This is a genomic window from Pedobacter sp. N36a (assembly GCF_014472395.1).
Taxonomy (GTDB): domain Bacteria; phylum Bacteroidota; class Bacteroidia; order Sphingobacteriales; family Sphingobacteriaceae; genus Pedobacter.
Window position 1 is genome coordinate 25,326 of the sequence record NZ_JACSZW010000001.1, and the last position, 13,226, is coordinate 38,551.

16 protein-coding genes are annotated in these 13,226 nt (G+C 40.1%); 2 read left to right on the forward strand and 14 right to left on the reverse strand.

Features of this window, described 5'->3' with window-relative positions; genetic code table 11:
• Positions 1–9 precede the first annotated feature (9 nt).
• A complete protein-coding gene (gene metQ / locus H9X96_RS00100; protein WP_187664330.1) occupies positions 10–831 on the forward strand; it encodes a methionine ABC transporter substrate-binding lipoprotein MetQ in 822 nt (273 codons plus the stop codon).
• A gap of 223 nt (positions 832–1,054) precedes the next feature.
• On the opposite strand, the gene H9X96_RS00105 is transcribed toward metQ, so the two are convergent.
• The 12 genes from H9X96_RS00105 to H9X96_RS00160 all read right to left on the reverse strand — a co-directional run bounded on the left by H9X96_RS00105 (position 1,055) and on the right by H9X96_RS00160 (position 10,804).
• A complete protein-coding gene (locus tag H9X96_RS00105; protein WP_187664331.1) occupies positions 1,055–1,270 on the reverse strand; it encodes a hypothetical protein in 216 nt (71 codons plus the stop codon).
• A gap of 18 nt (positions 1,271–1,288) precedes the next feature.
• Entirely contained in the window at positions 1,289–1,849 is a 561-nt protein-coding gene (locus H9X96_RS00110; RefSeq protein WP_187664332.1) for a M56 family metallopeptidase, read from the reverse strand.
• 4 nt (positions 1,850–1,853) lie between these two features.
• Positions 1,854–2,165 carry a BlaI/MecI/CopY family transcriptional regulator gene (locus H9X96_RS00115; protein ID WP_255430934.1) on the reverse strand — a complete coding sequence of 104 codons (312 nt, stop codon included), beginning with the start codon at positions 2,163–2,165 and terminating at the stop codon, positions 1,854–1,856.
• Between the two features lie 69 nt (positions 2,166–2,234).
• Positions 2,235–2,987, reverse strand: a complete 753-nt coding sequence (locus H9X96_RS00120) for a metallophosphoesterase (RefSeq protein WP_187664333.1) — start codon at positions 2,985–2,987, stop codon at positions 2,235–2,237.
• 133 nt (positions 2,988–3,120) lie between these two features.
• Complete coding sequence (locus H9X96_RS00125; RefSeq protein ID WP_187664334.1) at positions 3,121–3,783, reverse strand: PAS domain-containing hybrid sensor histidine kinase/response regulator; 663 nt, start codon at positions 3,781–3,783, stop codon at positions 3,121–3,123.
• A gap of 80 nt (positions 3,784–3,863) precedes the next feature.
• Positions 3,864–4,742 carry a universal stress protein gene (locus H9X96_RS00130; RefSeq protein ID WP_187664335.1) on the reverse strand — a complete coding sequence of 293 codons (879 nt, stop codon included), beginning with the start codon at positions 4,740–4,742 and terminating at the stop codon, positions 3,864–3,866.
• Between the two features lie 196 nt (positions 4,743–4,938).
• Positions 4,939–5,922, reverse strand: a complete 984-nt coding sequence (gene nrdF / locus H9X96_RS00135) for a class 1b ribonucleoside-diphosphate reductase subunit beta (protein ID WP_187664336.1) — start codon at positions 5,920–5,922, stop codon at positions 4,939–4,941.
• Positions 5,923–5,959: 37 nt separating this feature from the next.
• Positions 5,960–8,050, reverse strand: a complete 2,091-nt coding sequence (nrdE, locus tag H9X96_RS00140; RefSeq protein ID WP_187664337.1) for a class 1b ribonucleoside-diphosphate reductase subunit alpha — start codon at positions 8,048–8,050, stop codon at positions 5,960–5,962.
• Positions 8,051–8,055: 5 nt separating this feature from the next.
• Entirely contained in the window at positions 8,056–8,418 is a 363-nt protein-coding gene (gene nrdI / locus H9X96_RS00145; protein ID WP_187664338.1) for a class Ib ribonucleoside-diphosphate reductase assembly flavoprotein NrdI, read from the reverse strand.
• A gap of 13 nt (positions 8,419–8,431) precedes the next feature.
• Entirely contained in the window at positions 8,432–8,671 is a 240-nt protein-coding gene (locus H9X96_RS00150) for a thioredoxin family protein (RefSeq protein WP_062551093.1), read from the reverse strand.
• A gap of 321 nt (positions 8,672–8,992) precedes the next feature.
• The gene (locus H9X96_RS00155) at positions 8,993–9,268 is read right to left on the reverse strand and encodes a hypothetical protein (protein ID WP_187664339.1); all 276 of its coding nucleotides are present in this window, start codon (positions 9,266–9,268) and stop codon (positions 8,993–8,995) included.
• A gap of 453 nt (positions 9,269–9,721) precedes the next feature.
• On the reverse strand, positions 9,722–10,804 hold the full coding sequence (locus H9X96_RS00160; RefSeq protein WP_187664340.1) for a calcium:proton antiporter: 1,083 nt from the start codon (positions 10,802–10,804) through the stop codon (positions 9,722–9,724).
• Positions 10,805–10,981: 177 nt separating this feature from the next.
• On the opposite strand from H9X96_RS00160, the gene H9X96_RS00165 reads away from it, so the two are divergent.
• Positions 10,982–11,425, forward strand: coding sequence for a DUF1842 domain-containing protein (locus H9X96_RS00165; protein ID WP_187664341.1), 444 nt, complete (start codon positions 10,982–10,984; stop codon positions 11,423–11,425).
• A gap of 171 nt (positions 11,426–11,596) precedes the next feature.
• Here the strand turns inward: H9X96_RS00165 and H9X96_RS00170 are convergent, their stop codons facing one another.
• Positions 11,597–12,121: an OmpA family protein gene (locus H9X96_RS00170; protein ID WP_187664342.1), complete on the reverse strand. Its 525-nt coding sequence runs from the start codon at positions 12,119–12,121 to the stop codon at positions 11,597–11,599.
• A 167-nt stretch (positions 12,122–12,288) separates the two neighbouring features.
• Positions 12,289–13,182 (reverse strand): hypothetical protein, encoded by an 894-nt coding sequence (locus H9X96_RS00175; RefSeq protein ID WP_187664343.1) that lies wholly within the window; start codon positions 13,180–13,182, stop codon positions 12,289–12,291.
• Between the last annotated feature and the right edge of the window lie 44 nt (positions 13,183–13,226).

Genomic DNA, 13,226 nt, shown 5'->3' on the forward strand with positions numbered 1-13,226 from the left:
GAAAAACAAATGAATACAAAAATCAAATTTATCGCGGCATTAGCCCTTTTAACGAGTTCAATAGCCCTGTTCAGCTGCAGCCGTAACACAAAAAACGACGACCCGAACTATATCCAGGTCGGTGTAGAATCTGGTCCGGAGTATAGTTTAGCAGAAGCAGCAAAGAGAGTTGCCAAAGAAAAATACGGCCTGCAGGTTGACTTGGTACAGTTTAACGACTATGTCATGCCAAATGAGGCACTTCAGCAAGGAGACATTGACGTCAATGTATTCCAGAATAAACCTTATCTGGATGTGCAAAGCAAACAACGCGGTTATAAATTTGCTATCGTAGGCAATACCTTTGTTTTCCCTTTGGCAGGGTATTCAAAAAAAATCAAATCTTTATCAGAACTTAAAGACGGAAGCACCGTAATTATTCCTAATGATGCCACTAATGGTGGAAGAGCATTGCTATTGATGGAAAAATTCGGCCTGATTAAGCTAAAAGAAGGCGTTGGCCTGCTGCCTACGGTGAACGACATCGTAGCTAATCCGAAAAAGCTTAAAATTGTTGAATTAGAGGCTCCGCAACTGCCAAGAGCTTTGGATGACCAGAATGTAACGATTGCCATCATCAACAATACCTTTGCCGCTCCAATTGGCTTGAGTCCTGAAAAAGATGGTTTATTTGTGGAAGCAAAAGATTCTCCTTACGTCAACAACATCGTAGCAAGAGAAGACAATAAGAACGCAGAGAAAGTATTAAAATTTGTCAAAGCCTACCAAAGCGTAGAAGTAGAGAAAGCTGCACAGGAAGCCTTCAAAGGCGGTGCAATTAAAGGCTGGTAATATTTACTGATCAAAAAAATCAGTATAAGCCGCTTAAAGCTCGGAATCAATTTCCTTATCCCCCCATAAAGATCAGACTTTATGGGGGGATTTTTTGCAGCTCATTAAAGCTCCTCAGCTGCTGTCTCAAAAAAACCGTCACTGTTTAAGTAAAACACCCAAAATTCCTTCGTGGGCTTAAAGATCCCGCAAAGCTGGAGCGGTAAAGCGCTGAGCGATAGTTTCAGCATCCCCCTTTTATCAGCAGTTTTTTCAATTCTCCATTATTTTCCTTTCTAAGTACAGCAGAAGCAGTTTTCTCTGTCCGATTCCCGACAATCCCGCTGATGCTTTTGGCCCCTTGTATGGTGGAAGAAAAGAATAGCAAGCTGGAAAGTAAAGGCATCAGCCAAAGGTATTTCCATAAAGATCGTTTACCAGACCTTTCTCTTTGCAGCATGAGTATTCTCTTTTTAACCTACGACTGCCGGAGAAAAGAGTTCGTCAAAGCTGGGTTCATTCCCATTGCTTTACGGAGTAACAGCAATGCGTATTTCCTTTTACTGCCTTCAAACTCGGCTGCGACCTCATCTGCCAGGTATTCATGGATATTTTTAATGCTCGACTGATATAAATAAATAACCGGATTAAACCACAGCAGCACTGCTGCAAGCTCCATCAATAAAACATCAATGCTATGAAATTGCTGAATATGAACTTCTTCATGCCGGTTAATGGTGTTGAAATCCGCGAGGTTCGGATCTATCTGTTTAAAACGGAAAAAAGAAAAGGCATTTCCTGCTTCTGATTGTTCTTTCAATAACACCTCCATCATTTTTACCTGCAGTTCTCTGCTGACTGAACTTCTGCTTAGTCCTTCAAAACGAAGAATTGGTATCGCAAGCGCAAAAAAAAGGGTGCTAATCAGGTATATCCTGTTCCATACAAAGAAGGTTTCCCGATGAAGGAACAGCCTATAAAAAGCATAGAAAATAAGGAGGCATAAGCTGGCTTGAAAGAGAAAGACCGCTAAACTCATCCCGCTAATCTTTTATTTTGTCTATAATTTTCAGCAGCTCATCTGCTTCCTGATGGTTCATTTTGTTCTCTTTCACAAAAAAAGAAAACATATCCTGGATAGAATCTTCAAAATAGTCGCTCAGCAATTTATGAGCTTGATGCCGGGTATAGTCGACTTTAGTGATGAGTGGAAAATACCGATGTGTTCTACCAAAAGCTTCATAACCAATAAAGCCTTTTGTTTCCAGAATCCTGATGATGGTAGAGGTGAGCAGCTGCATCAACTGTTCTTCTGCTTTTGTCAGGTCCTTAACTTCATTTTGATGAATTAGCAATCCTGTAAACTTATATTTAAAGTTATAACTAATTTCTTAGGGATGGAGGTATATCCCCTTAATTTTCTTTTAAGCGTGTTCCTTTTCAAAGAATTCCGCGTAGAAATCAGGGATCGGGTTGCTGCGAATCCCCATCATGGTTTCTTCGATTGGATAAGCTACTTTGCGGATCACAGCTTTAAGCTCCGCTGGCAGCGAAGCACCTGCTATTACTTCTAACTGCAGGTAAGCCGCTTTTCGGTCATTTTCTTTTGACCGGCCCACAGCTCCTGCATTGATCATTAGTCTCGGTTGCTGAGGAGTTGATCCGCGCAGATACCGGATATAGGAAAGGTGGGTATGTCCTGAAATGATCACTTCCACCTGTTGCTGCGCAAACATTTCGGAAAGCTTGCTTTCTTCGGCATCCTCATAAAGATACTCTTCATTGCTGTCTGGACTCCCATGAACCAATAAAATACGAATTCCGTCCATTTCAATTTTCAAGCTGGCTGGCAATCCTGATAAAAAAGCTTTATTGGCGGGGATAATGTCTTTTTTGGTATACTCAATCGCTGCTAATCGCGCCTGCTGTTCTGCTAAACTATGTTTTTTCAGTGGATGAACGGGATGATCAAAAGCGATACGTTCATCGTGGTTGCCCATAATGGTGGGAATGTTCCTTTCCTGAATCAGTTCAATCACCTCATTATGCCAGGGGGCGGCATCTGTTAAATCTCCAAGGCAATAAATCTGATCTGGATTAAATAAGCTGATGTCTTCTAATACTGCCTTTAGTGCAGGTAAATTGGCATGTATGTCGCTAATAATGGCTATTTTCATTTGAGGATTTGTGTGTATTTCTATTGATTCTTATACACAAAGATCGCCTTACAGCTCAATTCAATTGTTGTAATTTTAAAGGAAAAGCTGGTACAAAAGAATACAAGCTGGTATAAAAGCATTAACCTGCGTCCTAATCCTGCTCGCTACGGATTTTATGTACGAAACCGGCAAGTTCCCGAGTATAATTATCCAGCATAATTGCAGATTCCTTGATCCCTTCAATGATGATCTTCAAGTCTTCCGGAGAATTACGGGAATCATCAATCAAATCTGACAGGCCCAGGATTTTCACCACTGGTTGCCTCAATTCATGAGAAATTTTAAACAGCATTTCTTCCATAGCATTGACCTGATCTTTTCTATCTTTTTCTTCTTTTTCTTTTCGCTCAGAAATGAGTGTTCTTAAGGAAAGGTATTGAACAGGTTTACCCAGCGAATCTTTAATGGGCACGATTACGCTATCTACCCAATAAAAGCTTCCATCTTTAGCTTGGTTCTTTATTTCTCCATGCCATACCTGCCCTGTTCCGATCGTAGTCCACATCTTCTTAAGGAATTCTTTGGGATGAAAGCCGGAATTGATAATGCGGTGATTTTGCCCCAGCAACTCTTGTCTACTGAACTTAGAAACCTCACAAAACCGTTGATTCACATGAATAATCGTACCTTTTACGTCTGTAATAGAGGAAATTATACTCGTATCCACTGCTTGCTGATAAGCCATTAATAGCGGAATCAATCGTTCTTGAGAACCATCCACCTGACACACTTTATCCGTCTTTATTACCCCCATAATGGTCCAAATTTACGATTTAACGGCCTTTTACCGCAATAAAAAGTAAATTAAGAACACTCAGTTAAATTTCAATCTCCCTAAAGCACAGTGTGAGTTTCCGGGGGAAATACCAACAATGGCAGTTTAACATGAGCGGCCATTCTTTGGGTATGACTCCCTTCAAATAGTCTTTTAATAAAGTGATGTTTGCGATGAACCATGGCCAATAGGTCTATATCGGCATGATCAGTTAACCAGTTTAAACCTTCATCAATTCCCATATCTTTTACATGACGGTAATATACCTTATGGTAATGTGCTTTACAGGTCACTTCATTTAGAAAATCGTCAATTTTCTTTTGGTCCCGTTCAGGATCAAAGTCGTCCTTACTGATATGAACGATGAGGATTTCTGCATTAAAAGGTCGGGCAAAAAATGCTAGTGAATGAATTAAGGCCAGATCACCTGCTGTTAAATCCGTAGCAAATGCAATCCTTTTCAAAGGCTTAAAATCTGTTCCTGGCGGAATTAATAAAATGGGCAAGCTGGAGTTCTCGATCAAGTCCCTACTGGTACTGCCCAAAAACAGCTTATTCAGGCCACTAGCTCCTGAGGTCCCCATCACTACCAGGTTGATTTCTTCTTTTTCTGCCATCATTCTGATCACTTCGGGAAGCGTTCCTACTTCTGCTAAAACCTCCAATGGTGGATGTTCCTTCAAAGATACTCCGGCATGCGTAACTGTTTTTTGCAATTGCTTAGAAAGCTTCTTTAATTCTAGCTCGGCATCTTTTTTCAAAGTAGCCAGGTCCATTAACGGCCAGGCTACCTGCGGTGACATTCGCGCTGCTGCCGGCACCATAATGGCGTTACAAAGTTTAAGGCTTGCCTTAATATGCTTTCCAAGTTCAAAAGCATAAAATGCGGCATGATCTGCATTAGGAGAAAAATCAGTAGGAATCAAAATAGTTTTCATCGCGCTTGGTTTTATTGATCTTTAACTAAGGTCCACAATCCTTGATTAAAAAAACATGATATCTATCACACTAAACACTGATACTAAACCTATTTGTTTTAAAAAAGAAATCCTGTCTTCGTCAGGTCATTAAAACCAACAAAGACAGGATCACATTTTGTATCAAAAACAGGGGTATTTCCCCTTGAACAATCGTTTAGAAAACGGGCTCAGCTTCCACATGAAAATCTTCATCTCTCAGGTGTACCACTTCCATACTTTTTTCATAGTTTGTTGATTTCTTAGAGAAGAAATCATGCTGAGTCGTTTCACCATTTAAGCCGTTTAATACAATAGAATTTACTGCTTTCACCTCAAATAGCTCTTCAAAACCGAGGTTCATCATGGCTTTATTGGCATTGTATCTTACATATTCTTTTACATCAGCCGTTAATCCAACTTCGGTATACAACTCATCCGTATACTTCAATTCATTTTCATAAAGCTCCATCAAAAGATCGATCAATTCTTTTTTACTTTTTTCCGGATTTGGAAGTTTTTTATAAAGATCCTGTGCCAGCAGGCCTACAAACACCCCATGGATAGACTCATCGGCTACAATCTTTTTGATAATGTCTGCACTAGCCACCATCTGACCTTGACCTGCCAACCATAATGGCATAAAGAATCCACTATAGAATAAGAAAGATTCTAACAGGACTGACGCTGCAAGGCCCATAAACAGGGTTTCATCACTTACTTTATTGGCATCCAGATTTCTATAATATTTGTCAATAGTGGAAGCCTTAAATTGCAAAAGCTTATTATTTTCCACCCATTCAAACAGTTCATTGATTTCTGCAGTACTATTTACAGTGGTAAAAATTGTGGAGTAAGACTTGGCATGGATGGCCTCCATCATACACATAAACGACAATACTGCTTTATTTTGCAATCCGTCGATATGGTCTAATAATTTAGGCATTCCAGTATGGCTTTGCAGGGTATCTAATAAAGTAAGTCCCCCCAATGCTTTTTTATAAGCTTCCTGGATTTCAGGGCTCAAAGACTTCCAGCTGTCAATATCTTTTGAAGGAATATATTCAGTATCCACCCAAAACTGACGAAGATTTTGCTCCCAGAACATTCCTGCGTAATCATTTTCAGGTGTATTCCAGTTTACTGCTTTATATGAACTCATTTATATAATTTAATAAGGTAATTAATTGCTGTCGGCCTTAAACCGAGCAGGAAACACATTCATCAATAGAAGCTTTACGCGTCCGGGTATAATACAGGGATTTCAGTCCCATTTTATGCGCATAGATATAATATTTAGCAATATCACGCGTGCTGTCTTTCGTATTGGTATGCAAAATCGTTGAAATTCCCTGATCCACATGCTTTTGAATGACTGAAATCAGGCGCAATACATTCTTCTGATCCATATCATAAGCAGATTTATAGAAGAAATAATTGTCGTTATCCAGATAAGGCATTGGGTAATAAGTGGTACTATCACCATACTCTCTCACTTCGATCACATCTACTACCGGCATCACAGAAGCAGTTGCATTCATGATATAAGAGGTAGATTGATTAGGTGCAATGGCCAGACGATAAGCATGGTAAAGGCCATGAGTTTTCACCTGGTTCATCAATTCCGTCCAATCGGCCACTGTAGGAATTGCCATTCCTTCGAATAAACCAGCAATTTTATCACTTACTGGTGCAATATCTTTAGTCAGGTAAGGCTGGAAATAATTGCCGTTTGCATATTCTGACTGCTCAAAGCCTACAAACGTTTCATTTTTCTCTTTTGCGATTTCCATTGAACTCTGAATAGAGTAGAAATTGACCATCATAAAGAATACATTACAGAAATCCAGTGCTGCTGCACTTTCATACATGATAAAGTTTTTAGTCAGGAAGCCATGTAAGTTCATCGCCCCAAGACCTACACTGTGCAATTCTTTATTTGCTTTCTGTACAGAAGGCACCATGGCAATATTGGTCAGGTCGGAAACTACGGTTAAAGAGCGCATTGCAGTGGCCACCGCTTCTTTGATCCTTTTATTTTCCATTACCGTGGCAATGTTCAATGAGCCCAGGTTACAGGAAATTCCGTAACGGATGGTATCTTCTTTACCATAAATTTCGATGTCTGAAACCTCAGAGATCTGCATGATTTCTGTACAAAGGTTAGAGAATTTCACATTTCCAAGTTCTTTTAAAGCGTGTCCTCTATTGGCATTTCCTTTGAAGAACAGGTACGGATAACCGCTTTCTTTTTGTGTCTGAGCGATCTTCACCATCAAATGACGGGCATTGATCTTTTTCTTTTTCACCAAAGGATTGGTCACCAATTCCTCATACATCTCGTTCATATCCAATTCATCCAGATATTTACCGTATTGTTTATATACCGTATGTGGATAGAATAAGTAGCAGGCTTCATCGTTTTCTGCCAGTTCCATAAACTTATCAGGAACAATCACGCCTATAGAAAGGGATTTTATGCGGACTTTCTCATCCACATTGATTTTTTTACAGTCTAAGAATTCTTCAATATCTGTGTGGAAAATATTCAAGTATACCGCTCCAGCACCAGGACGCTGTCCCAGCTGATTGGCATAAGAAAAAGTATCTTCCAGAATTTTCATGATCGGGAGTACCCCACCTGCACGTCCTTCTACGTCCTTAATCGACTCCCCTCTTGCACGTACTTTAGAGATGTTAAAAGAAACACCACCACCGATCGAGGAAAGTTTCATTGCTGAATCAATCGCGTATCCGATTCCATTCAGGTTGTCACCGATTTCATCCAAAAAGCAGGAAACCAGTTCACCCGAACGTTTTTTACCTGAGTTTAAGAAGGTAGGTGTTGCCGGCTGATATTCCTGATTGATCAATAATTCTGCATATTGTTTAGCTTGAGGCACATCGCCTCTGGCCAGGAATAAAGCAACTGCGACTACGCGATCTTCATAACGTTCCAGAAATTTCTCACCGCTATCGTCTCTTAGGGCATAACTTTGAAAAAACTTGAAGGCACTCATGAAGGATTGAAACCTGAATTTCTTAGCAAAAACCAGGTCGTATACTTCTTCCATCTGTTCAAATGTATACCATTGATAGAAATCAATGTAATACTCCTGTTCTATCAGGTAATCGATCTTCTCTTTTAGCGTATAAAAGAAGACTGTATTTTTATTTACATAGTCCAAAAAGTAAGAACGAACTGCTTCCTTGTCTTTGCTAAGGCTGAATTCGTCGTCTTTTTTAACCATGATCTCGTTGTTCAACAAGATCCATTTTTTAGTTACCATATCTTTTAGCCTTCTATATTGTCTATAAATTTTTGAATATCATCTGCCGTTCCTGAGAGCTCAAATTGCATCAATATAGGCAGCTGGAACAGGGCAGAGATCTTTTTTGCAGCGAGGGCATAGTTAGGGCCCCAGTTTTTATTACCGCTGGAGGTGATAGATTTGATCACTTTGCTATTTTCCTCCAGGAAACGCAAGGTGGAGAGGGGTACTTCGCCAAAACCTGTGGTATAGGTAATCAGGTGTCCTTCCTCTAAAGGAGCAGACACTTGATCAATCTTTTGAATATTCCAGTTGCGCTGTAACTTTAGGCGGTTTACAAACCTTTCTACATTACCGGTTTTACTGTCATAATAAATGCAGGTCATCGCAAAAGCAAGGTTAAACTGCTAAAGCGGCCAGTTCTTCCGGTTTATAACCGATTACTCTTGCCATTTCCTGTTCTGCTTCCATTAGAATCACCGTAGGTACAGAACGTACTCTGAATTGCATGGCCAGTTCAGGTTGATTAAAAGGATTAATGGTTTCGTATACCACTCCTTTTCTATCCAGATATTCCGAGACCATATTACAGGGGCTACAATCTTCTTTTTCGAATTTGATGATTCTTTTAGTACTCATTTCGTAGGATTTTATTAGTAAAACAGGCCTCATGCAGGCCTGATGATCGAATTCAAAAATGGCAAATATTATCTAGAAAGGCGCTAAGCTGTTATCCACATTCGGTGGAAAAACAACTGAAATTTATGACAGATGCGGTACTGATAAAGTCGCAAAAATGATTACACTATATAAGGGTTGTTCTGTAACCCATTCTTATCAAGTTTATTGAGTAAAATAATAGGATGATGGAAAGCGTTTCCTCCACAAAAAAAGCTATACGCTGAGCGGGATGGCCCTGGGTATAGCTGATCTGGAAATGACAAAATTCTGTTTTGAAAACTATTCTGTATCTTCTTCCTCTTCTAAATAGATTTCATGAACCAGGAATTTCACTTTTTCCATGGTTTCTAACAAATCTGCTATATCTTCAGAAAGAATAGGATGGATGAGATCACCGGTTTCCGGGATTTCAGAGTTTGGAATTAATTCAAAGGCTTCAATACTGCCGCTTAAATTGAGGTTCACAATTTTCACATAATTGACCCCGTTATCGATCCAATCTTTCAGAATATTGCCGTCGAACTCTACATATCCTTCTATGTTTACCTTTTTCATGAGGGTAAAGCTAAGGATAATTCGGGATTATCCTTAAAGGGAGCTTGATCGCTCCTATTCCCGGCTTAATATGGCCGAAAAGCAAAATTTCATTCCTACAAACACCTGATCTGGATTTAGCAAAAAAGCCAGGAAGTAGTCGGGAAGTGTTCGGGAAGAGACCTGCCTTACAATAGGGTTCGGAGGGGGTTCGCGTAGGGTTCGCGTAGGGTTGCCTTAGTCTCTGCTATCCAAACCCTAACCGAACCCCCTCCTACAGCTAAAGAACATCAGGTCTCTTCCCGAGTACATCCTATCCTCAAACGGAAACTAAAATACTGGAAATCATCAAAATAAATACCCCTTCAGCCACAGCTCCTGTCATAAAAAAAGCCGACCATTTGGTCAGCTTCAAAACAAAGTAATTTTACGCCATTGCGGAAATTAAATCCGCTTTACTGGCCGTTCGTTAAATTAAGGTGCAACGATGGTAAACAGGTATACTGCAAAAATAACCAGCAATACAATTCCTTGCAGAATATTTGTTCTGCCGGTAGCCAATGACATCATAATCGTAAACAAAGACAACAGTAATAGTACGGTTGATTTCATATCGATTCCCAGGGTGATGGTCATTCCGGTGACCATGGAAACGATCGCAACTGCAGGAATGGTTAAACCAATACTGGCCAGTGCAGAACCCATTGCCAGGTTCAGACTGGTTTGCAGGCGATTCTTTTTTGCGGCACGATAGGCGGCAAGACCTTCTGGTAAAAGAACCACTGCGGCAATAATTACGCCCACCAAAGATTTCGGTGCTCCGGCATTGACTACTGCCAGCTCAATATCTGGAGCAAGCGCTTTAGCCAGGAGTACTACTATGCCTAAGCATATTAATAATAACAATGCACTCCATAGGGCTACAGCTTTAGTTGGCGGATCCGCATGTACATCTTCATCCCCATCCGCTTCCGGAGGAAGGAAAAAGTCGCGGTGTCTCACCGTCTGTACCAATACAAAAGTGCCATATAAAACCAGGGAAACAATGGCTACAAAACCCAGCTGTGCGGATGTATACACCGGACCAGCGGTACTCGTCGTATAATTAGGAAGGATCAGGGTAAGGACTAAAATCGCGGTAAGGGCGATTAATGCGGCACTTACGCCTTGTGCACTAAAAACCTGCTCTTTAAATCGGGCACCGCCCACCACTAGACAGAGTCCAATCATTCCTGTTAAAATAATCATCACGGCAGCTAATACCGTATCACGGGCTAAGGCAGTAGTTTCGGGTCCTCCCGTTAACATGAGGGATACAATCAGGGCAACTTCTATGACCGTAATGGCCAGCGCCAATAATAATGTTCCATAAGGTTCACCAACTCTGTGGGCCACTACTTCGGCATGATGTACCGCAGCAAGCACACTACCGATTAATACTGCAGCAAGTACAAAAGAATATAGGTTTCCCAATTCTAATGACATTCCAAAATAAGCAATCCAGGCTAGAATGGGAATTAGAATGGTCCATAAAGGAAGAGGTAACTTTTTTTTCATTGTAAAAGATATTTATTTAGAACCAAAAAAGTCAAAATTTGTTTAAATTAGCTCCATTTAGTCGTTAGATTAAAATAATAACCGGGTATTTATACCTGTTTTTTCATTAGGGTATTTACACGCTTATAGAAACTGGAAAGTACCGGTAATTTAGAGACATACAAATATCAACCTCCGATGATAGCTGAACCAACTAATACCGAACCTTTAAATTTACGCATCCTCAGTGAAGGATTGTTCCAACCTGTGCTTCATTTAAATCTGCAGCACCAAGCTTCCGGCAAAATTTCTGGAACGGCAATCATCACTATAAAAGAACTGACCGGCCCGCTTAACCTAAGCTTTAAAGTGATCGGAAATTACCAGAATCAACTTGCAAATGTATCTATACAACTTAAAGGTCATAAGCTGATGGACAGCGCGCAGCATCCCTGCTTGTTTTTGAATTTAGAGATGAATCCTGAATATACCACCGGGATTTGCAATTACCAGTATCATAGTGAAGTCAGTAAAAATGTGAGCAACGCAACAGTATCCAGTATACTATTTGCAACGACCCCCTCAAAAAAGCATTTTAGCACAGCTGATCTTCCTGAAAATAATCACTACGCTCTATTGTGATCAAATACTACTTAAATTAGTAGTTGATTTTATAACTGGCAGTCCCCACCTGCCAGTTTTTTTTAGACCAAAACTGACCAAGTTATAGGTGGAGAGTGAGGTTGGTGTGGGCTCTACTTTTCATTTTAGACTCCCCGAAGGGCCTAACTCACGCTCCTACCCTACGAAAAATTATTTTGTTTTAAATTCTACGCGACGGTTTAACGCTCTTCCTTCTTCAGTAGCATTTGTAGTCACCGGATTTGTTGCCCCATGGCCTTTGATTTTCAATTTACTACCACTGATACCTGCATTAACCAGGTAAGATTTTACTGCATTGGCACGGTCTACTGATAGTGACATATTGTGTGCAGCAGATCCTTCAGTTGAAGAATTACCATGGATGGTTAGCACCACATCTGGTGATTTTTTCATTTGACTCACTACCTGATCCAGAATCTCAAAAGAAGCAGTTTTCAATACATCTGAGTTGAACTCAAACTGTACATTACTGAAACTAAAACTTGCTTTTTCTTCAGGAGCAGCTGCTTCTTTTTCTTCTACAGGCGCTGGAGCTGGTTTTTCTACTGGTGCAGGAGCTGGCTTTTCTACTGGAGGAGTGGGTTTAGCGACTATTTTTTTAGTCTTACAAGCTTGCATCGAAAGGGTCAACAACCCAATCGCAACGATTAGTGTGCGTGTTCTTAAAATTTTCATTTGTGTTTTTATGTTTGTTAAAAATAAAAATTATTATCCAATGATTAAGGAATAAAACGAATTAGTTACGGTAATAGTGTTAGGCGCAACAATTTAAGAGATCAAATGGTATGGTTCAGTTGCTGGGGACGTATAAATGTATCTGACTGAATGCGAAGAACAAATAACTATTTTTTCCCACGTAAGATTCCACTGGAAATTCCAAAACGAAGATAGCTGTACTTATCCCTATAATATATATTATAGGGATCTTCTCCATAATATCCAGCAGCCATCATCAGGTAGGCATTGTTCATAAAAGGGAAACTATAATGGAAAGAAAGCTCTGAGTTGAGTCTTTTTTTGAGGGCAGTAAACTTATATTCCGTCATGGGGTTCACTGCGTAATTGATTTCAGCATTTAGCCTCCATTGCTCTTTTGCAGGCTGATAATTCCTCAGGGAGAAATTGTAGATGAACCTGCTAAAGCCATAATCATGTTTCAGGGCCTTTTCATAGCTAAACCATTTGTGCCATTCAAAACCTGTTTCATGATTTAAGGAGTAATATCCTTTTGCTTTTTGCTTATTTACATCTCTTCCGAAATGGTAAGATAAAGTCAGATAGTTTGTGGTAAAATTACCGTTAATGGTGTTGATGCTGCCATCCGGGTTTAGGGCTTCTCCGTCTTGCCCGTTAGAATGGTGGGTAAATTTTAAGGTGGCATATTTGTAATCTGGAATAGACCTGTCCAACCTCACAAACAATGTTCCTCCGAGTCTGAAGCTGGGTGTACGCACCCCTGCTGACTTTTCATCTCTCACCCTGACGGTGAAATCTGGTACCACAGCAAAAGCAATAGGTAGTTTTTCTGTAGCGAGTAGCATATAGGTAGTGGTCACCCTTCCGTTGATCACATATTTACTCGGCGCGCCTAATTCTCCTTTTGGCGAGATATAAGAAAGCGCTGCATTCTCCTTGTAAAGCTGTATAAAGTCGTTATTTATTTCCTGTTGATGCTGTGCCTTAGCAGTTACGAGATTAAAACCATATACGAGTAAGATTATGCTTAGAATTTTCATTTGGAGGCTTTAGCATAGATACGCATCGAGTCCTAAAAAAGTTT

Bases quoted from the DNA above. Each gene is read 5' to 3' on its own strand.
- metQ (WP_187664330.1), top strand. From the start codon at position 10: ATGAATACAAAAATCAAATTTATCGCGGCATTAGCCCTTTTAACGAGT.
- H9X96_RS00105 (WP_187664331.1), bottom strand. From the start codon at position 1,270: ATGCTGCAAAGAGAAAGGTCTGGTAAACGATCTTTATGGAAATACCTT.
- H9X96_RS00110 (WP_187664332.1), bottom strand. From the start codon at position 1,849: ATGAGTTTAGCGGTCTTTCTCTTTCAAGCCAGCTTATGCCTCCTTATT.
- H9X96_RS00120 (WP_187664333.1), bottom strand. From the start codon at position 2,987: ATGAAAATAGCCATTATTAGCGACATACATGCCAATTTACCTGCACTA.
- H9X96_RS00125 (WP_187664334.1), bottom strand. From the start codon at position 3,783: ATGGGGGTAATAAAGACGGATAAAGTGTGTCAGGTGGATGGTTCTCAA.
- H9X96_RS00130 (WP_187664335.1), bottom strand. From the start codon at position 4,742: ATGAAAACTATTTTGATTCCTACTGATTTTTCTCCTAATGCAGATCAT.
- nrdF (WP_187664336.1), bottom strand. From the start codon at position 5,922: ATGAGTTCATATAAAGCAGTAAACTGGAATACACCTGAAAATGATTAC.
- nrdE (WP_187664337.1), bottom strand. From the start codon at position 8,050: ATGGTAACTAAAAAATGGATCTTGTTGAACAACGAGATCATGGTTAAA.
- nrdI (WP_187664338.1), bottom strand. From the start codon at position 8,418: ATGACCTGCATTTATTATGACAGTAAAACCGGTAATGTAGAAAGGTTT.
- H9X96_RS00150 (WP_062551093.1), bottom strand. From the start codon at position 8,671: ATGAGTACTAAAAGAATCATCAAATTCGAAAAAGAAGATTGTAGCCCC.
- H9X96_RS00155 (WP_187664339.1), bottom strand. From the start codon at position 9,268: ATGAAAAAGGTAAACATAGAAGGATATGTAGAGTTCGACGGCAATATT.
- H9X96_RS00160 (WP_187664340.1), bottom strand. From the start codon at position 10,804: ATGAAAAAAAAGTTACCTCTTCCTTTATGGACCATTCTAATTCCCATT.
- H9X96_RS00165 (WP_187664341.1), top strand. From the start codon at position 10,982: ATGATAGCTGAACCAACTAATACCGAACCTTTAAATTTACGCATCCTC.
- H9X96_RS00170 (WP_187664342.1), bottom strand. From the start codon at position 12,121: ATGAAAATTTTAAGAACACGCACACTAATCGTTGCGATTGGGTTGTTG.
- H9X96_RS00175 (WP_187664343.1), bottom strand. From the start codon at position 13,182: ATGAAAATTCTAAGCATAATCTTACTCGTATATGGTTTTAATCTCGTA.